Annotated in this window: 13 protein-coding genes, 1 rRNA gene and 1 pseudogene; 10 read left to right on the top strand and 5 right to left on the bottom strand. The window is 55.7% G+C overall.

Annotated features, from left to right (window positions below; translation table 11 throughout):
* Window positions 1–9: 9 nt before the first annotated feature.
* The 5 genes from rrf to aceK all read left to right on the top strand — a co-directional run bounded on the left by rrf (window position 10) and on the right by aceK (window position 6,336).
* Window positions 10–125 (top strand): 5S ribosomal RNA (gene rrf, locus DAI21_RS03195).
* A 192-nt stretch (window positions 126–317) separates the two neighbouring features.
* Window positions 318–1,247 (top strand): homoserine O-succinyltransferase, encoded by a 930-nt coding sequence (metA, locus tag DAI21_RS03190; RefSeq protein WP_100778090.1) that lies wholly within the window; start codon window positions 318–320, stop codon window positions 1,245–1,247.
* Window positions 1,248–1,518: 271 nt separating this feature from the next.
* A complete protein-coding gene (aceB, locus tag DAI21_RS03185) occupies window positions 1,519–3,120 on the top strand; it encodes a malate synthase A (RefSeq protein WP_107702474.1) in 1,602 nt (533 codons plus the stop codon).
* A 135-nt stretch (window positions 3,121–3,255) separates the two neighbouring features.
* On the top strand, window positions 3,256–4,560 hold the full coding sequence (gene aceA / locus DAI21_RS03180; protein WP_100780782.1) for an isocitrate lyase: 1,305 nt from the start codon (window positions 3,256–3,258) through the stop codon (window positions 4,558–4,560).
* 48 nt (window positions 4,561–4,608) lie between these two features.
* Entirely contained in the window at window positions 4,609–6,336 is a 1,728-nt protein-coding gene (aceK, locus tag DAI21_RS03175; RefSeq protein WP_107702473.1) for a bifunctional isocitrate dehydrogenase kinase/phosphatase, read from the top strand.
* Window positions 6,337–6,382: 46 nt separating this feature from the next.
* Here aceK and iclR read toward each other — a convergent pair whose 3' ends face one another.
* A complete protein-coding gene (gene iclR, locus DAI21_RS03170) occupies window positions 6,383–7,207 on the bottom strand; it encodes a glyoxylate bypass operon transcriptional repressor IclR (protein ID WP_123429852.1) in 825 nt (274 codons plus the stop codon).
* A 194-nt stretch (window positions 7,208–7,401) separates the two neighbouring features.
* On the opposite strand from iclR, the gene metH reads away from it, so the two are divergent.
* Entirely contained in the window at window positions 7,402–11,085 is a 3,684-nt protein-coding gene (gene metH, locus DAI21_RS03165) for a methionine synthase (protein WP_107702472.1), read from the top strand.
* A gap of 175 nt (window positions 11,086–11,260) precedes the next feature.
* The gene (locus DAI21_RS03160; protein ID WP_100778085.1) at window positions 11,261–12,892 is read left to right on the top strand and encodes a Na/Pi cotransporter family protein; all 1,632 of its coding nucleotides are present in this window, start codon (window positions 11,261–11,263) and stop codon (window positions 12,890–12,892) included.
* Here DAI21_RS03160 and DAI21_RS23165 read toward each other — a convergent pair.
* Window positions 12,889–12,990, bottom strand: a pseudogene (locus DAI21_RS23165) (transcriptional regulator); the annotation flags it as partial. The gene DAI21_RS03160 and the pseudogene DAI21_RS23165 overlap by 4 nt on opposite strands.
* Window positions 12,991–13,231: 241 nt before the next feature.
* On the opposite strand from DAI21_RS23165, the gene rluF reads away from it, so the two are divergent.
* Window positions 13,232–14,101, top strand: a complete 870-nt coding sequence (rluF, locus tag DAI21_RS03150) for a 23S rRNA pseudouridine(2604) synthase RluF (protein ID WP_100778082.1) — start codon at window positions 13,232–13,234, stop codon at window positions 14,099–14,101.
* Between the two features lies 1 nt (window position 14,102).
* Here the strand turns inward: rluF and DAI21_RS03145 are convergent, their stop codons facing one another.
* The 3 genes from DAI21_RS03145 to lysC form a co-directional block, all read right to left on the bottom strand.
* On the bottom strand, window positions 14,103–14,375 hold the full coding sequence (locus DAI21_RS03145; protein ID WP_100778081.1) for a DUF3811 domain-containing protein: 273 nt from the start codon (window positions 14,373–14,375) through the stop codon (window positions 14,103–14,105).
* Between the two features lie 63 nt (window positions 14,376–14,438).
* Entirely contained in the window at window positions 14,439–15,383 is a 945-nt protein-coding gene (gene panS / locus DAI21_RS03140) for a ketopantoate/pantoate/pantothenate transporter PanS (protein WP_100778080.1), read from the bottom strand.
* Window positions 15,384–15,475: 92 nt separating this feature from the next.
* Window positions 15,476–16,825, bottom strand: a complete 1,350-nt coding sequence (gene lysC / locus DAI21_RS03135; protein ID WP_100778079.1) for a lysine-sensitive aspartokinase 3 — start codon at window positions 16,823–16,825, stop codon at window positions 15,476–15,478.
* 371 nt (window positions 16,826–17,196) lie between these two features.
* Here lysC and pgi point away from each other — a divergent pair, with 371 nt between their 5' ends.
* Complete coding sequence (gene pgi, locus DAI21_RS03130) at window positions 17,197–18,846, top strand: glucose-6-phosphate isomerase (RefSeq protein WP_107702471.1); 1,650 nt, start codon at window positions 17,197–17,199, stop codon at window positions 18,844–18,846.
* Window positions 18,847–19,211: 365 nt separating this feature from the next.
* Complete coding sequence (gene yjbE, locus DAI21_RS03125) at window positions 19,212–19,454, top strand: exopolysaccharide production protein YjbE (protein WP_100778077.1); 243 nt, start codon at window positions 19,212–19,214, stop codon at window positions 19,452–19,454.
* Window positions 19,455–19,503: the final 49 nt, after the last annotated feature.

Here is a 19,503-nt window from a genome sequence, read left to right as displayed (position 1 = left end):
CAGAATTTGCCTGGCGGCTTTAGCGCGGTGGTCCCACCTGACCCCATGCCGAACTCAGAAGTGAAACGCCGTAGCGCCGATGGTAGTGTGGGGTCTCCCCATGTGAGAGTAGGGAACTGCCAGGCATCAATTAAGTGAAGAGGCCATCCGCAAGGATGGCCTTTTTGCGTTTTTGTCCTTTCTTGTTTATTCCTCTGTTTCCCTCCGTGAAACTTTCTCACCTTCCTCTTACAGACTCGACATTCGCACGATTCCTGGGTATTGTCAGCTATCTGGATGTCTAAACGTTTATACGTATGCTGTGAGGATATAAGGTTATGCCGATTAGGGTGCAGGACGAGCTGCCAGCCGTTAATTTCTTGCGTGAAGAGAATGTCTTCGTGATGAAGGCCTCGCGCGCGACAGGTCAGGAAATTCGTCCACTTAAGGTTCTCATCCTCAACCTGATGCCCAAAAAGATTGAGACTGAGAATCAGTTCCTGCGCTTGCTCTCCAACTCCCCGCTGCAGGTAGACATCCAGCTGCTGCGCGTCGATGCCCGTGAATCGCGCAACACACCGTCCGAGCATTTGAATAACTTCTACTGCAACTTCGAAGATATCCGCAACGATAACTTCGATGGTCTGATCGTCACGGGTGCACCGCTGGGCCTGGTTGAGTTCAACGATGTGGCCTACTGGCCGCAGATCAAGCAGGTACTTGAGTGGGCCAAAGATCACGTCACCTCAACGCTCTTTGTCTGTTGGGCGGTACAAGCGGCACTGAATATTCTCTACGGCATCCCGAAGCAAACCCGCACGGAAAAGCTGTCTGGCGTCTACGAACACCACATTCTCCATCCTCATGCGTTGCTGACGCGCGGTTTTGACGACTCTTTCCTCGCACCTCACTCGCGCTACGCAGATTTCCCGGCCGCGCTGATTCGTGATTACACGGATCTCGAGATCCTGGCCGAAACGGAAGATGGCGACGCCTATCTGTTCGCCAGTAAAGACAAACGTATCGCCTTTGTGACGGGACATCCGGAATACGATGCGCACACCCTGGCGAGCGAATTTTTCCGCGATGTGGAAGCGGGGTTAACCCCGGAAGTGCCGTACAACTATTTCCCGAAAAACGATCCGCAAAACACGCCAAGAGCAACCTGGCGCAGCCATGGCAATTTGCTGTTTACTAACTGGCTCAACTATTACGTCTATCAGATCACGCCATACGATCTGCGCCACATGAATCCGACGTTAGATTAATCCTCTGCGCAGAACGATCCTAAAGCGTTTCAGCATTCCAGATCAGGCACCTTCGGGTGCCTTTTTTATTTCCGAAACACCACTCATCCGTTAAATGATATTTAATCTCTTCCTAATCAATAAGATAAGAATAATATTTAATTAAAATGGAAATTGTTTTTGATTTTAGAAAAATAATGGATAGTCTTAAATCTGCTGAGCGAAAACCACACAACGATCTTTCGCTCGCAGTGGGGGACGTTTTTTTGGATCTTTGATGAGGAGCAGAGAAATGAATCAACAGGCAACGACCACCGATGAACTGACGTTTAACCAACCCTATGGTGAGCTGGAACAGCAGGTTCTGACACCAGATGCCGTCGAGTTTCTGGCTGAGCTGGTGACACGCTTTGCACCGAAGCGCAATAAACTGCTGGCGGCTCGTATTCAGCAACAGCAGGACATCGATAACGGTAAGCTTCCAGACTTCATTTCGGAAACTGCTTCCATTCGTAACTCAGGCTGGAAAATCCGTGGTATTCCGCAGGATTTACAGGATCGTCGGGTCGAAATCACCGGCCCGGTTGAGCGTAAAATGGTGATTAACGCTATGAATGCCAATGTAAAAGTGTTCATGGCAGACTTCGAAGATTCACTGGCGCCAGACTGGCGTAAAGTGATCGAGGGGCAAATTAACCTGCGCGATGCGGTCAATGGCACTATCAGCTACACCAATGAAGCCGGAAAAATCTATCAGCTGAAACCCAATCCTGCCGTCCTGATTTGCCGTGTGCGCGGCCTGCATCTGCCTGAAAAACACGTCACATGGCGCAACGAAGCCATTCCCGGAAGCCTGTTTGATTTTGCGCTCTACTTCTTCCACAACCATAAAAGCCTGCTGGCAAAAGGGAGTGGCCCTTATTTCTACCTGCCAAAAACGCAGTCATGGCAGGAAGCGGCCTGGTGGAGCGAGGTATTCAGCTACGCGGAAGATCGCTTCAATCTGCCGCGCGGCACCATCAAAGCCACCCTGCTGATCGAAACGCTGCCGGCAGTGTTCCAGATGGATGAAATCCTGCACGCCCTGCGCGACCACATCGTCGGCCTGAATTGTGGACGCTGGGATTACATCTTCAGCTACATCAAAACTCTGAAAAACCATCCAGACCGCGTGCTGCCCGATCGCCAGGCGGTCACTATGGACAAGCCTTTCCTGAGTGCCTACTCACGCCTGCTGATTAAGACCTGCCATAAACGCGGTGCGTTCGCGATGGGGGGGATGGCGGCCTTTATTCCGAGCAAAGACGCCGAGCGCAATAATCAGGTGCTGACCAAAGTGAAGGCGGATAAAGAGCTTGAAGCCCGCAACGGCCACGATGGCACCTGGGTTGCCCATCCGGGCCTGGCGGACACGGCGATGGAGGTTTTCAACAGCGTACTGGGTGAGAACAAAAATCAGCTTTTCGTCACCCGCGAAGACGACGCACCTGTCTCAGCTGAAGAACTGCTGATGCCGTGCGAGGGCGAGCGAACTGAAGCAGGCATGCGCGCCAATATTCGCGTTGCGGCCCAGTACATCGAAGCATGGATCTCAGGCAATGGCTGCGTCCCGATTTACGGCCTGATGGAAGATGCCGCCACGGCGGAGATCTCCCGAACCTCCATCTGGCAGTGGATCCACCACCAGAAAACGCTCAATAACGGCAAACCGGTCACTAAATCCCTGTTCCGCCAGATGCTTGCCGAAGAGATGCGGGTGATTCAGGACGAGCTGGGCGAACACCGCTTCAGCAGTGGCCGTTTTGACGATGCCGCGCGTTTGATGGAGCAAATCACGACGTCTGAAGAATTAATCGACTTCCTTACTTTGCCCGGCTATCGCCTGCTGGCCTAACTACCCAGGCTATTTTGTTCGCCATTTTGGCCCAGGCAGTGCTCTGAATCCCTTTGGTTCTAGCGCTGGCCGTGACCAAACTGCCTTCACCAATAACGCCTGGGAAGCCAGGACGATAATATGGAGCATCTGCACATGAAAACCCGTACCCAACAAATCGAAGAATTACAAAAAGAGTGGACTCAACCGCGCTGGGAAGGCATCAACCGCCCGTACAGCGCAGAGGAAGTGGTGAAACTGCGCGGTTCGGTCAATCCGGAATGCACGTTGGCGCAGCTCGGTGCCGCAAAAATGTGGCGTCTGCTGCACGGCGAATCGAAAAAAGGGTATATCAACAGCCTCGGTGCGTTGACCGGTGGCCAGGCGTTGCAGCAGGCGAAAGCGGGGATTGAAGCGGTCTATCTCTCCGGCTGGCAGGTGGCGGCCGACGCTAACCTGGCCTCCAGCATGTATCCGGATCAGTCGCTCTATCCGGCCAACTCCGTACCCTCGGTGGTCGATCGGATCAACAACACCTTCCGTCGTGCGGATCAGATCCAGTGGGCGTCCGGCATTGAGCCAAACGATCCGCGCTTCGTGGATTACTTCCTGCCTATCGTGGCAGATGCCGAAGCAGGTTTTGGCGGCGTACTGAATGCGTTTGAGCTGATGAAATCAATGATTGAAGCCGGTGCAGCGGCGGTTCACTTTGAAGATCAGCTGGCGTCCGTGAAGAAGTGCGGCCATATGGGCGGCAAAGTGCTGGTGCCGACGCAAGAAGCGATCCAGAAACTGGTCGCCGCGCGTCTGGCGGCAGATGTACTGGGTGTGCCGACCCTGGTTATCGCCCGTACCGATGCGGATGCGGCGGATCTGATTACCTCTGACTGCGACCCTTACGACAGCGAATTCATTACCGGTGAGCGCACCAGCGAAGGGTTCTACCGTACGCATGCGGGTATCGAGCAGGCTATCAGCCGCGGTCTGGCCTACGCCCCGTATGCCGACCTGGTGTGGTGCGAAACCTCCACGCCGGATCTGGCGCTGGCAAAACGCTTTGCCGATGCGATCCATGCTAAATATCCAGGCAAACTGCTGGCGTACAACTGCTCGCCGTCGTTCAACTGGCAGAAGAATCTGGATGATAAAACCATCGCCAGCTTCCAGCAGCAGCTCTCTGAGATGGGCTACAAATACCAGTTCATCACCCTCGCGGGTATCCACAGCATGTGGTTCAACATGTTCGATCTGGCCCACGCCTACGCGCAGGGTGAGGGCATGAAGCACTACGTGGAAAAAGTGCAGCAGCCAGAGTTTGCGGCCAGCAAAGAGGGCTACACCTTTGCTTCTCACCAGCAGGAAGTGGGCACAGGCTATTTCGACAACGTCACGACGATCATTCAGGGCGGCGCCTCATCGGTTACGGCGTTGACCGGTTCGACTGAAGAATCACAGTTCTGATGTTTTCTCCCTCTCCCCTCGGGGAGAGGGCCGGGATGAGGGGAGCCTATGTCGCGTGGCCTGGAGTTACTGATTGCACAAACCATCCTGCAGGGCTTCGACGCGCAGTATGGCCGTTTTCTGGAAGTGACTTCAGGCGCGCAGCAGCGCTTCGAACACGCCGACTGGCACGCCGTACAGCAGGCGATGAAACAGCGTATCCATCTTTACGATCATCACGTGGGCCTGGTGGTCGAGCAGTTGCGCTGCATCACCGATGGTAAAAGCCCCGACGCCGATTTTCTGCTCCGCGTAAAAGAGCACTACACCCATCTGTTGCCGGATTACCCGCGCTTCGAGATTGCGGAGAGCTTTTTCAACTCCGTCTATTGCCGGTTATTTGACCACCGCTCGTTATCTCCTGAGCGGTTATTTATTTTCAGCTCTCAGCCTGAGCGTCGCTTTCGCACTATCCCGCGCCCGCTGGCGAAGGATTTCTTCCCCGAACACGGCTGGGAAAGTCTGTTGAGCAAAGTGCTCTCGGATTTACCGCTGCGTTTGCCATGGCAAAACAAAACGCGCGACGTGGGCTATATCGTCGCGCATCTGACGGACGCCTTCGGCACCGACGTTTTACAACGCAGCCATTTACAGGTGGCTAACGAACTGTTTTTCCGCAATAAAGCCGCCTGGCTGGTCGGGAAGTTGCTCACCCCCACGGCCACTATTCCCTTTCTGCTGCCGATCCATCGTACGGATGATGGCGAGCTTTTTGTCGACGCCTGCCTGACAACCAGCGCCGAGGCGAGCATTGTCTTCGGCTTCGCCCGCTCCTATTTCATGGTTTATGCGCCACACCCCGCCGCGTTGGTGGAGTGGCTGCGCGAGCTGCTCCCCGTCAAAACCACCGCTGAGCTGTATATGGCGATTGGCTGTCAAAAACACGCGAAAACTGAGAGCTATCGCGAATACCTGCACTACATCAGCAGTAGCGACGAGCAGTTCATCGAAGCGCCCGGAATCCGCGGGATGGTGATGCTGGTCTTCACGCTGCCGGGTTTTGATCGTGTGTTTAAGGTCATCAAAGATAAATTCGCGCCGCAGAAAGAGATGACGGCGGCGCACGTCCGCGCCTGCTATCAGCTGGTCAAAGAGCACGACCGCGTGGGGCGCATGGCCGACACCCAGGAGTTCGAAAACTTTGTGCTGGATAAACGGCAGATCGCGCCAGCGCTAATGACCCTGCTGATGCAGGAAGCGCCGGGCAAAATCACCGATCTGGGCGATAAGATTGCCATCAGCCATCTTTACATCGAACGCCGAATGGTTCCGCTCAATATCTGGCTGGAGCAGGTGGACGGCCAGGCGCTGCGTGATGCGATTGAAGAGTACGGTAATGCAATCCGCCAGCTGGCAGCGGCCAATATTTTTCCCGGCGATATGCTGTTTAAAAACTTTGGCGTGACGCGCCACGGGCGGGTGGTGTTCTACGATTACGATGAAATCTGCTACATGACCGAGGTGAATTTCCGCGATATCCCGGCTGCGCGCTATCCGGAAGATGAGCTGGCCAGCGAGCCGTGGTACAGCGTCTCGCCGGGCGACGTCTTCCCGGAGGAGTTTCGCCACTGGCTCTGCGCCGACCCGCGCATCGGGCCGTTGTTTGCAGAGATGCACGAGGATCTGTTCCACGCCGACTACTGGCGAGGTCTGCAAACGCGCATCAAAAATGGTTACGTTGAAGATGTGTACGCCTACCGCAGGCGGCAGCGTTTTAGCGTGCGGTGGTCAATGTAGTGTTTCCCCTCTCTTTAAGGGAGAGGGGATCAGGCCGCATACAAGGTTAGCGAATCCCACCATACGCCAGCGTCACTTCCTTCGCCGCTTTGATGACCAGCGCGCCCAGCTCGGTGACGCGGTCATCGGTCACGCGCGAGATCGGCCCAGAAATGGAGATCGCGGCGAAGGGTTCGCGGTGCTCATCAAAAATACACGCCGCGATACAGCGCAGACCCAGCGCATGTTCTTCATCATCGAACGAATAGCCGCGCTTGCGCGTCTGGGCCAAATCATCTTTCAGATGCAGCGGGGAAACCAGCGTGGCATGCGTATAGGCATGCAGCCCTTTGCGGTGCAGCAGGCCAGTGACTTGCTCCTCGCTGAGCTGCGACAGAAAGGCTTTCCCCGCCCCCGACGCATGCATCGGCAGCTTACCGCCAATGGGTGCGGACATCCGCATCAGCTGCGTACACTGCACCTGGTCAATAATAATCGCCTGATGGTCGCTCTGATCGAGCACCGCCAGGTTGACCGTCTCGCCAGAATCTTCCATCAGTTTGCGCAGGATCGGATGCACAATCGCCAGCAGATTACGGCTCTGCAAAAAGCTGCTGCCAACGATAAACGCATGAGCACCGACGGACCAGTGGCCCAGTTCACCCACCTGACGGACAAAGCCCAACTGCTGCATGGTGCTTAACAGACGGTGCGTGGTGGAGTTCGGCAGGCCTGCCTGTTGCGCCAGCTCGGTCAGGGCCACGCTGCTGTGGGATTCCGCGATCCATTCCAGCAGCTTTAATCCGCGTGTGAGCGACTGAACTTGTCCGCCTGGCGGCGCGGTGGTGGCAGCAGGTTTTCTGCCGCGTTTTGCGGGAACGGTAGCGACCATGACGGAATCCTTTTTCTGTATCGTGGAAATCATTTTCGTTTTATTTGGTGAATTTGCAACCGTTATCCTGACTGATCGGAGGAGTGATAGTGAACATGTCTCATGTTAACGCTGCGTGACTTCTCCACCCTGCGAGATTATGCCAGTATGGACTGCTGGCCTTTTGGCCTTGTTGAGCGTTGTCGGGAGCGAGTGTGAGCAGCAAAGTAGATCAACTGCGTGCGCAGTTAAATGAACGAATTCTGGTGCTGGACGGCGGCATGGGCACCATGATCCAGAGCTATCGTCTGAGTGAAGACGATTTTCGCGGCGAGCGTTTCGCCGACTGGCCTTGCGACCTGAAAGGCAATAATGACCTGCTGGTGCTGAGTAAACCGGATGTCATCGCGGCCATCCATAACGCCTATTTTGAGGCGGGCGCGGACATCGTCGAAACCAATACCTTCAACTCGACAACCATCGCCATGGCGGATTACCAGATGGAATCCCTGTCGGCAGAAATCAATTTTGAGGCCGCCAGGCTGGCGCGCGCCTGCGCTGATGCATGGACGGCCCGCACGCCCGACAAACCGCGCTACGTCGCCGGGGTGCTTGGCCCCACCAACCGTACCGCCTCTATTTCACCGGACGTGAACGATCCGGCCTTCCGTAACGTGACCTTTGATCAGCTGGTCGAGGCCTATCGTGAATCCACCAAAGCGCTGGTGGAAGGGGGCTGCGATCTGATCATGATCGAAACGGTGTTCGACACTCTCAACGCGAAAGCTGCGATCTTTGCGGTGAAGGAAGAGATGGAAGCGCTGGGCGTCGATCTGCCGATTATGGTCTCGGGCACCATTACGGATGCCTCCGGGCGCACCCTTTCCGGTCAGACGACGGAAGCGTTTTACAACTCCCTGCGCCACGCGGATGCCCTCACATTTGGCCTCAACTGCGCCCTCGGCCCGGATGAACTGCGCCAGTACGTGCAGGAACTCTCCCGCATCGCCGAGTGCTACGTCACGGCGCACCCGAACGCCGGCCTGCCAAATGCCTTTGGCGAATACGATCTCGATGCAACGACGATGGCCGCGCAAATTCGGGAGTGGGCAGAGTCAGGTTTCCTGAACATCGTCGGCGGCTGCTGCGGCACCACGCCGGAACATATCGCTGCCATGAGCAATGCCGTCGCAGGCTTGCCGCCGCGCCCGTTACCGACGCTGCCGGTGGCTTGTCGTCTGGCAGGCCTTGAGCCACTGACCATCGCCGATGACAGCCTGTTTGTGAATGTCGGTGAACGTACTAACGTCACCGGTTCCGCTAAGTTCAAGCGGTTAATCAAAGAAGAAAAATACAGCGAAGCGCTGGACGTTGCCCGCCAGCAGGTGGAAAGCGGCGCGCAGATCATCGATATCAACATGGATGAAGGGATGCTCGACGCCGAAGCGGCGATGGTGCGTTTCCTGAATCTGATTGCCGGTGAGCCGGACATTGCCCGCGTGCCGATCATGATTGACTCCTCAAAGTGGGACGTCATCGAAAAAGGGCTGAAGTGCATTCAGGGCAAAGGCATCGTCAACTCTATCTCGATGAAAGAGGGGGTGGAGCCGTTTATTCATCACGCAAAACGGGTGCGCCGCTATGGCGCGGCCGTGGTGGTGATGGCGTTTGACGAAGTCGGCCAGGCCGATACCCGCGAACGCAAGATTGAGATTTGCCGCCGCGCGTACAAGATCCTGACGGAAGAGGTCGGTTTCCCGCCAGAAGACATCATTTTCGACCCCAATATCTTTGCCGTCGCGACGGGTATCGAAGAGCATAACAACTACGCCCAGGACTTTATCGGCGCCTGCGAGGATATCAAACGCGAGCTGCCGCATGCGCTGATCTCCGGCGGTGTCTCCAACGTTTCATTCTCGTTCCGCGGTAACGATCCGGTTCGTGAAGCCATTCACGCCGTGTTCCTCTACTACGCCATCCGTAACGGCATGGACATGGGGATCGTCAACGCCGGACAGCTGGCAATTTATGACGACCTGCCCGCCGAGCTGCGCGACGCCGTGGAAGACGTGATCCTCAACCGCCGCGACGACTCCACTGAACGGATGCTGGAGCTGGCGGAGAAATATCGCGGCAGTAAAAGCGACGAAAGCGCCCAGGTTCAGCAGGCCGAGTGGCGCTCGTGGGACGTGAAAAAGCGTCTGGAATACTCGCTGGTCAAAGGCATTACTGAATTTATCGAGCTGGATACCGAAGAGGCCCGCCAGCTCTCCGCTCGCCCGATTGAGGTGATCGAAGGGCCGCTGATGGACGGGATGAACGTGGTCGGCGACCTGTTTGGCGAGGGCAAAATGTTCCTGCCGCAGGTGGTCAAATCCGCGCGCGTTATGAAACAGGCGGTGGCCTATCTCGAACCCTACATTGAGGCCAGCAAAGAAAAAGGGCAGACCAACGGCAAGATGGTGATCGCCACCGTCAAAGGCGATGTCCACGATATCGGCAAAAATATCGTCGGCGTGGTGCTGCAGTGCAATAACTACGAAATCATCGACCTCGGTGTGATGGTTCCGGCAGACAAAATTCTCAAAACCGCGCGCGAAGTGAATGCGGATTTGATCGGACTTTCCGGGCTTATCACGCCGTCGCTGGACGAAATGGTCAACGTGGCGAAGGAGATGGAGCGCCAGGGCTTTACCATTCCGCTGCTGATTGGCGGTGCGACGACCTCAAAAGCGCACACTGCGGTGAAAATCGAGCAGAACTACAGCGGGCCGACGGTCTACGTACAGAACGCCTCACGCACCGTGGGGGTGGTGTCGGCCTTGCTCTCTGCGACCCAGCGTGATGATTTTGTCGCGAAAACCCGCAAAGAGTACGACACCGTTCGTATTCAGCATGGCCGCAAAAAACCGCGCACTCCGCCAGTGACGCTGGCCGCCGCGCGGGAAAACGATCTGGCCTTCGACTGGGCAAGTTACACGCCGCCGGTGGCGCATCGCCTGGGCGTGCAGGCGGTCACGGCGAACATCGAAACCCTGCGTAATTACATCGACTGGACGCCGTTCTTCATGACCTGGTCGCTGGCGGGAAAATACCCGCGCATTCTTGAAGATGAGGTCGTCGGTGAAGAGGCGCAGCGCCTGTTTAAAGACGCCAACGATCTTCTCGACCAGCTCAGCGCTGAAAAGAGCCTCAATCCGCGCGGCGTCGTGGGGCTGTTCCCGGCGAACCGCGTCGGGGATGACATCGAAATTTATCGCGATGAAACCCGCACTAACGTGCTGGCGGTGAGCCGTCATCTGCGCCAGCAAACCGAGAAAGTCGGGTTTGCCAACTACTGCCTGGCCGATTTCGTTGCACCAAAACTCAGCGGCAAAGCGGACTACATCGGCGCGTTCGCCGTTACCGGCGGGCTGGAAGAGGATGCTCTCGCCGAGGCCTACGAAGCGCAGCACGATGACTACAACAAAATCATGGTGAAAGCGATTGCTGACCGCCTGGCAGAAGCCTTCGCTGAATACCTGCATGAGCGGGTGCGTAAAGTCCACTGGGGTTACGCGGCAAATGAAAACCTCAGCAACGAGGAGCTGATTCGCGAGAACTACCAGGGGATTCGTCCGGCACCGGGCTATCCGGCCTGTCCGGAGCACACGGAAAAGGGCACCATCTGGCAGTTGCTGGATGTGGAAACCCATACGGGCATGAAGCTCACCGAATCCTACGCCATGTGGCCGGGCGCGTCCGTCTCGGGCTGGTATTTCAGCCACCCTGACAGCAAATACTACGCGGTGGCGCAAATCCAGCGCGACCAGGTGGAAGACTATGCCCTGCGCAAAGGGATGAGTGTCTCAGAAGTAGAGCGCTGGCTGGCCCCGAATCTGGGCTACGACGCTGATTAACGTCACTTTTCCTTACAACTAACAGGGCGCTCATCGGGCGCCCTGTCTCTTTATTGCGTTTAAACCCTTATACTTAAGCAAGCTCAGGCTCATCGTAGGCTGGATAAGCTACGCGCTATCCGGCGTTTCAGGCATGGGCTTCAGGAATCGATAACAATAAGGAGAACCCACTTCCGTGCTGACGTTGTTACACCTGCTATCGGCCGTCGCCCTGCTGGTCTGGGGCACGCACATTGTTCGTACCGGCGTGATGCGCGTCTTTGGCGCGCGCTTACGCACCGTCCTCAGCCGCAGCGTTGAGAAGAAGCCGCTCGCCTTCTGCGCGGGGATCGGCGTCACCGCCCTCGTGCAAAGCAGTAACGCCACCACCATGCTCGTCACATCGTTTGTGGCGCAAGATTTGGTGGCGCTGACGCCGGCGCTGGTGATTGTACTGGGTGCCGACGTCGGGACCGCGCTGATGGCGCGTATCCTGACCTTCGATCTCTCCTGGCTTTCACCGCTGCTGATTTTCATCGGCGTCATCTTCTTCCTTGGCCGCAAACAGACCCGCGAAGGACAGCTGGGGCGCGTAGGGATTGGTCTCGGGCTGATTCTGCTGGCGCTGGAGCTGATCGTGCAGGCGGTTACGCCGATCACCCAGGCTAACGGAGTGCAGGTGATTTTCGCCTCGCTGACGGGCGACATCATGCTCGACGCGCTGATTGGCGCGGTGTTTGCCATCATCAGTTACTCCAGTCTGGCGGCCGTGCTGTTGACCGCCACCCTGACCACCGCAGGAGCAATCTCCTTCCCGGTGGCGCTGTGCCTGGTGATCGGCGCGAACCTTGGCTCGGGTCTGCTGGCGATGCTCAACAACAGCGGCGCAAATGCTGCGGCCCGTCGCGTGGCGCTGGGGAGTTTGCTCTTTAAGCTGGTGGGCAGCCTGATAATCCTGCCGTTTGTTCACCCGCTGGCGAATCTGATGGATAACCTGCCGCTGCCGAAAGCTGAGCTGGTGATCTACTTCCACGTCTTCTACAACCTGGTGCGCTGTCTGGCGATGGTGCCGTTCGCCGGGCCAATGGCGCGGTTCTGCAAGCGCATGATCCGCGATGAGCCCGAGCTGGACGCCCGCCTGAAGCCGAAGCATCTCGACACTTCAGCGCTGGATACCCCGGCGCTGGCGCTGGCCAATGCCGCCCGCGAAACCCTGCGTATGGGCGACGCGATGGAAACCATGCTGGATGGACTGAAGAAAGTGATGCACGGCGAGCCTCGCGAGGAGAAAGAGCTGCGCAAACTGGCCGATGATATCAACGTGCTCTACACCGCGATCAAACTCTATCTCGCGCGTATGCCGCAAGACGAGCTGGCGGAAGAGGAATCCCGCCGCTGGGCCGAGATCATTGAGATGTCCCTCAACCTTGAGCAGGCATCCGATATTGTCGAGCGTATGGGCAGTGAAATCGCCGACAAATCGCTGGCCGCGCGTCGGGCGTTTTCGCTGGAAGGGGTTGCTGAACTGGATGCGCTGCACGATCAATTACTCAGTAACCTGCAGCTAGCCATGTCGGTCTTCTTTTCTGGCGACGTGCCCAGCGCCCGCCGTTTGCGCCGCAACAAGCATCGCTTCCGCATCCTCAACCGCCGATACTCCCACGCACACGTTGACCGTCTGCATCAGCAAAACGTGCAAAGTATCGAAACCAGTTCCCTGCACCTGGGGCTGCTTGGCGACATGAAACGTCTCAACTCCCTGTTCTGCTCGGTGGCCTACAGCGTGATGGAACAGCCGGATGAAGATGATGAAAGGGATGAGTATTAATCGTGCGCACTTTTAATCGTTAAAGAGAGACCCAGCGCTTGCATGACCGTTAACGTGGTTTTGAGCGTTGGGTTGCCTTTCTCGTTAAAAGAGCGGTATTGCAGCATCATCTGTCTTTACTGCATTTTGGGGCGTATCTTGTCGATTCATTCATGTTTTTAAAACACATCTTGCGTTGAACCTTTGAATAAAAATGAGAAGAAAATCGTCATCCGATAAATGGGCGAAACGCAGATCCTGAAGCCGCCTCGCAAGGCGGAAAAGGGAAAGTCAGTTTTTACCGGCTAATCTTTTTACCAGCCCAAACCTAAGGTATATTTCGCCCATTAAGGAGAAATTATGCTGCCCACCCAATCAACCCGATTAAACAAATACATTAGCGAGAGCGGAATCTGCTCGCGTCGCGAGGCTGATCGTTACATCGAGCAAGGTAACGTTTTCCTTAACGGTAAACGCGCCACCATTGGCGATCAGGTGGTGCCTGGCGACGTGGTAAAAGTGAATGGTCAGCTGATCGAACCAAGAGACGAAGAAGATCTGGTCTTTATCGCGTTGAACAAACCGGTGGGTATTGTTAGCACTACGGAAGATGGCGAGCGGGATAACATCGTTGATTTCGTCAACCACAGCAGCCGCATCTTCCCGATTGGGCGTCTGGACAAAGACTCGCAGGGGCTGATTTTTCTCACCAACCATGGCGATCTGGTGAACAAAATCCTGCGCGCCGGTAACGATCATGAGAAAGAGTATCTGGTCACGGTCAACAAGCCGGTTACGGATGATTTTATTCGCGGTATGGGCGCGGGCGTGCCGATTCTCGGTACCGTCACGAAGAAGTGCAAAGTCAAAAAAGAGGCACCGTTCACCTTCCGCATTACCCTGGTGCAGGGGCTAAACCGTCAAATCCGTCGTATGTGTGAGCACTTTGGTTTTGAGGTCACGAAACTGGAGCGAACGCGCATCATGAACGTTAGCCTCTCCGGAATTCCGCAGGGCGAATGGCGCGATCTGACAGGCGATGAGCTGATTGAGCTGTTTAAGCTGATAGAAGGTTCGTCTTCCGAGGCGAAGCCGAAAGCCAAAGCAAAACCGAAAACGCAGGGGATTAAACGGCCTGTCGTCAGTGCGCCAAAATCCGCAGAAAAAGAGCGCAACAAGCCTGCCGGGAAGCGTTTCGTGCAGCCGGGCCGTAAAAAGAAAGGGCGCTAAATTAGCGCCTTCCACGGGGTGAGGTGTTTGCAGACCACGAGAACGTGGATTCCGTATCCGGTTTATAAGCCTGCGCTTTTTTAAGTTTGCGGGCTTTTTTTGCTTCGACTTCACGCTGGGCCATCAGTTTGTCGATGTACTCTTTTTTCACCTGATTGGTTTCAGCGTTTGTCAGAGTACGACCATGTGCAATCCGTGCGCGATCGAGCAGGGTTTTCAGCTCGCGCTGCTCGCTTTCCGTCATGTCTTTCTGGGTCAATCTCGGTGTGGACATACCTGAAGCCTCTTGAGAGTAGAGGCTTCAGTGTAAAGCAAGCCGGGGTTTGCGCGAAGTGAATTAGTTTTCTTTCACCACTTCTTTTTTCGCTGGCTCTGCAATCGGTTTTCCTGACCAGTAGCCCGCCAGCAGCGAGCCGGACAGGTTATGCCATACGGAGAACAGTGCGCCAGGCAGGGCCGCGAGCGGAGAGAAGTAGATCTTACCGAGCGCTGCCGCGAGGCCTGAGTTCTGCATCCCCACTTCAATCGCCAGCGTGCGGCAGGTCGATTCATCAAAGCCAAACAGTTTCCCGCCCCAGTATCCGCCCAGCAGACCAATGGTGTTGTGCAGGATCACCGCGATAATCACCACAAAACCGACCGAGGCAATATGCGAGGCAGAACCGGCGACCACAGCGCTGATGATCGCCAGGATGCAGACCATCGAAAAAGCAGGCAGGTAAGGTTCCACGGCTTTGACGACGCGAGGGAAGAGGTGGTGAATGACAAGACCGAGCGCAATCGGAATCACCACGATTTGCAGGATGGAGAGCAGCATCCCCATCACATCCACCTGAATATGCGCATCCACATACAAACGCGTCAGCAGCGGTGTGGCGATAACGCCCACCAGCGTCGAGACGGATGAGATGGTCACCGACAGCGCCACGTCGCCTTTGGCCAGATAGATCATCACATTCGAAGCCGTACCGCTGGCGACGCTTCCCACCAGCACCATACCGGCGGACAAATCCGGTGGCATCTTGAAAGCCAGCGCCAGCAGCCAGGCGGCCAGCGGCATCACCAGATAGTGCAGGAAAATCCCCGCTGCGACCGGTGCCGGGCGCGACAACACGCGCTTAAAGTCGTCGATTTTCAGATGCACACCCATGCCGAGCATGATCAGCATCAGCAGCGTCGTAACCCACGGGCCGACAGGGGTAAAAGTCGATGGCGTGTAATAGGCGAGAACAGAGAGCAGCAGTGCCCATAACGGGAACAGCCGCGTGATAGCGGATAACATAGTGAATTCCTTGCGATGACGTTGTGTTATTTAGTTATAAAAAAGCCGGGTTCGAGCCCGGCTATAGGTAATGTTTATCGTGCTAAGGAATATTATTCAAACAAATTATGATGAAGTTTCTGCACGACCTGCTCGGCTTCATGACCTGGTACCAGGAAGCAGAGGTTATAGCTCGATGCGCCGTAGCAAATCATGCGGATATTGAACGGATCCAGCACGCCAAAGACCTCTTTGCCCACGCCGCAGGCGCGTGACAGCTGGTTGCCGATAATCGCGACCAGCGCCAGATCTTCTTCGACTTCAACGCGGCACAGGGCGGAAAGCTCCATTAGCAGCGATTGCGTCAGCAGAGTATCGCCCGTCGACGTCGAGCCAGTGGTGTCCAGCGTCAGCGCAATGCTCACTTCGGAAGTGGTGATCAGATCCACCGAGATATTGTGGCGCGCCAGAATCCCAAACACTTCCGCCAGGAAACCGCGAGAGTGCAGCATATTGAGGCTATGCAGCGTTACCAGCGTTTGCTTGCGGCGCAGCGCCAGGGCGCGGAACAGCGGTGGATTCTCAGTGCTTTTACACACCAGCGTCCCGCCTGCTTTAGGATCTTTGCTCGACCCGACAAACACCGGAATATCGCTGCGTACGGCAGGCAGCAGGGTGGCCGGGTGCAGCACTTTCGCGCCGAAGGTCGCCATTTCGGCAGCCTCTTCAAAGGCGATAACATCAATACGTTTTGCGGCAGGCACCACGCGCGGGTCGGTGGTATAGATGCCTGGGACGTCGGTCCAGATATCCACGCGGGAAGCGTACAGCGCTTCGCCGAGCAGCGCAGCCGTGTAGTCGCTGCCGCCACGGCCCAGAGTGGTGGTGCGGCCTTTGGCTTCGCTCCCGATAAAGCCCTGGGTAATGACAATTCCTTCGGCCAGTCGCGGCGCCAGCTGTTGTTTAGACAGCTCGGAAAGGGTCGCGACGTCCGGTTCGGCACGGCCAAAGCGGTCACTGGTACGCATCACTTTGCGCACGTCAAACCACTGCGCCAGCACGTCGCGCTCACGCAGGATCTCAACGAACAGCAGGGTGGACATCAGCTCGCCGTGGCTCACCAGTTCGTCGGTCAGCGCGGTCGATGTTGCCAGAGAGGCGGCTTCCGCCAGAGTGGTGATATTTTCGAGCAGGCGTTCGACTTCCTCGCGAATCACCTGAGGGTTCTTCATACGTTCGAGAATATCGAACTGAATTTTGCGCAGCGCATCGAGCTTCACAAAGCGCTCGGTCGCTTCCAGTCCTTCTGACAGGGCCACCAGCAAATTCGTCACGCCAGCCGATGCAGAAAGCACCACCAGGCGGGTCGTCGGATCGGCCAGCACCACGTCGGCGCTGCGGTTCATGGCGTCGTAATCGGCCACACTGGTACCGCCAAATTTGGCGACAACAAAACTCGTCATAACATCCTCGTGTCAGGGAAAGAATAAAGCGACCATGGCACAAGAACGAAACGATGACAGGTGCAGGCGCAAATACCGCCCTATAAATAAAATGTGGGGAGAGTCCTGTCAACGCTGGGATTATGCGGATTTTTCATGGGGGGTACCCCTCAGTAACAGGACTAATAACAAGCCATTATTTTATCCCTCGTTTTACGGCGATCCGGAGGACATTCCACCGCGATAGGGCTGGCTATAGCGACTATACTTTTGGGACTTTTCACGCCCGTTTGATGCAGACCAGGGCAATGGCATAAAAACCATCACAATTTCCGCGCGCAGGCGCTACAATCGACCGCAGTCACAATTCTCAAATCACAAGAGTATTGCTAATGAAAAATATCAATCCAACGCAGACAACTGCCTGGCAGGCACTACAAAAACACTTCGACGAAATGAAAGACGTCACCATCGCGGACCTGTTCGCGAAAGACGGCGACCGTTTCAGCAAATTCTCCGCAACCTTCGACGATCTGATGCTGGTGGATTTCTCCAAAAACCGCATCACCGAAGAGACGCTGGCAAAACTGCAGGATCTGGCGAAAGAGACCGATCTGGCAGGGGCGATCAAGTCCATGTTCTCCGGCGAGAAGATTAACCGCACCGAAGACCGTGCTGTTCTGCATGTTGCCCTGCGCAACCGTAGCAATACCCCGATTATCGTTGACGGCAAAGATGTGATGCCGGAAGTGAACGCCGTGCTTGAGAAGATGAAAACCTTCTCTGAAGCCATTATCTCTGGCAGCTGGAAAGGCTACACCGGCAAAGCGATCACCGACGTGGTCAACATCGGTATCGGCGGCTCTGACCTCGGCCCCTTCATGGTGACCGAAGCGCTGCGTCCGTACAAAAACCATCTGAACATGCACTTCGTCTCCAACGTCGATGGTACCCACATCGCCGAAGTGCTGAAAAAAGTGAATCCAGAAACCACCTTGTTCCTGGTTGCGTCTAAAACCTTCACCACGCAAGAAACCATGACCAACGCCCACAGCGCGCGCGACTGGTTCCTGGCAACGGCTGGCGATAACAAACACGTGGCGAAACACTTCGCGGCGCTCTCCACCAACGGCAAAGCCGTGGGCGAGTTCGGCATCGATACCGCGAACATGTTTGAGTTCTGGGACTGGGTCGGCGGCCGTTACTCCCTGTGGTCAGCGATTGGTCTGTCGATCATCCTGTCCGTGGGCTACGACAACTTTGTTGAGCTGCTCTCCGGCGCCCACGCGATGGACAAGCACTTCTCCACCACCCCGGCTGAGAAAAACCTGCCGGTGTTGCTGGCGCTGATCGGCATCTGGTACAACAACTTCTTCGGCGCTGAAACCGAAGCGATCCTGCCGTACGATCAGTACATGCACCGCTTCGCGGCGTACTTCCAGCAGGGCAACATGGAATCCAACGGCAAATACGTTGACCGTAACGGCAACGCCGTGGATTACCAGACTGGCCCAATCATCTGGGGTGAGCCGGGCACTAACGGTCAGCATGCGTTTTACCAGCTGATTCACCAGGGCACCAAAATGGTCCCATGTGATTTCATCGCGCCAGCGGTGACCCACAACGCGCTCTCAGACCATCATCAGAAGCTGCTGTCTAACTTCTTCGCCCAGACCGAAGCGCTGGCGTTTGGTAAAGCGCGCAACGTGGTTGAGCAGGAATATCGCGATCAGGGTAAAGATCCGGCGACGCTGGACCACGTGGTGCCGTTCAAAGTCTTCGAAGGCAACCGCCCAACCAACTCCATTCTGCTGCGCGAAATCACTCCGTTCAGCCTGGGTGCGTTGATTGCGCTGTATGAGCACAAAATCTTCACGCAGGGCGCGATCCTGAATATCTTCACCTTCGATCAGTGGGGCGTTGAGCTGGGCAAACAGCTGGCTAACCGCATTCTGCCAGAGCTGGGTGATGACAAAGATATTAACAGCCATGACAGTTCAACGAATGGTCTGATTAATCGTTATAAATCCTGGCGCGGATAATTAATATTCCCATATCAATGCCGGCGAAATGCCGGCATTTTTTTATCGGATAATTCCGGTTGTCCGTTACCTGGCGCAAATTTCTATTCTGAGTTTAATCCGAAAAGGTCGATTACCCCGCTAATCACTGGGTGTTATTTTAGGAATATACGGAGCCTTTGTGTTTTCGTGTATATTATAACTTGTTGATTTAATATGTTTTTATAAATAGTAAATAGCCGATGCTATTTCCTTTCATCCATTTATCCTAAAACCATCCCCCTATTTCCCCGTTCGGCAATCCCTCTGCTTTAGTTGTGTATACTCGAATCCGCCTGAATTTCTTTTTGGGCAAATCTCCATTCATTCATTGAAGGGAAATTGTTATGAAGAAAGTACTGTATGGCATTTTTGCCATATCTGCGCTTGCGGCGACGTCTGCCTATGCGGCTCCGGTTCAGGTCGGGGAAGCAGCAGGTTCGGCGGCAACGTCTGCGTCTGCGGGGAGTTCTACCGCAACCGCGACCAGCACCGTAGGCTCGGCCGTGGGTGTCGCTCTGGCGGCAACCGGTGGCGGTGATGGCTCCAATACCGGAACCACGACCACCACGACAACAAGCACTCAGTAATAACGGGTGTATTACCATAACCACACTTCGGTGTGGTTATTTCACCCCT

The sequence above is a fragment of the Lelliottia sp. WB101 genome, from assembly GCF_003051885.1.
Classification (GTDB): Bacteria; Pseudomonadota; Gammaproteobacteria; order Enterobacterales; family Enterobacteriaceae; genus Enterobacter; species Enterobacter nimipressuralis.
The sequence above is the reverse complement of the archived record's forward strand: the minus strand, read 5'-3'. Positions and strand labels throughout refer to the sequence as shown.

Bases quoted from the DNA above. Each gene is read 5' to 3' on its own strand.
- metA (WP_100778090.1), top strand. From the start codon at position 318: ATGCCGATTAGGGTGCAGGACGAGCTGCCAGCCGTTAATTTCTTGCGT.
- aceB (WP_107702474.1), top strand. From the start codon at position 1,519: ATGAATCAACAGGCAACGACCACCGATGAACTGACGTTTAACCAACCC.
- aceA (WP_100780782.1), top strand. From the start codon at position 3,256: ATGAAAACCCGTACCCAACAAATCGAAGAATTACAAAAAGAGTGGACT.
- aceK (WP_107702473.1), top strand. From the start codon at position 4,609: ATGTCGCGTGGCCTGGAGTTACTGATTGCACAAACCATCCTGCAGGGC.
- iclR (WP_123429852.1), bottom strand. From the start codon at position 7,207: ATGGTCGCTACCGTTCCCGCAAAACGCGGCAGAAAACCTGCTGCCACC.
- rluF (WP_100778082.1), top strand. From the start codon at position 13,232: ATGCTGCCCACCCAATCAACCCGATTAAACAAATACATTAGCGAGAGC.
- DAI21_RS03145 (WP_100778081.1), bottom strand. From the start codon at position 14,375: ATGTCCACACCGAGATTGACCCAGAAAGACATGACGGAAAGCGAGCAG.
- panS (WP_100778080.1), bottom strand. From the start codon at position 15,383: ATGTTATCCGCTATCACGCGGCTGTTCCCGTTATGGGCACTGCTGCTC.
- lysC (WP_100778079.1), bottom strand. From the start codon at position 16,825: ATGACGAGTTTTGTTGTCGCCAAATTTGGCGGTACCAGTGTGGCCGAT.
- pgi (WP_107702471.1), top strand. From the start codon at position 17,197: ATGAAAAATATCAATCCAACGCAGACAACTGCCTGGCAGGCACTACAA.
- yjbE (WP_100778077.1), top strand. From the start codon at position 19,212: ATGAAGAAAGTACTGTATGGCATTTTTGCCATATCTGCGCTTGCGGCG.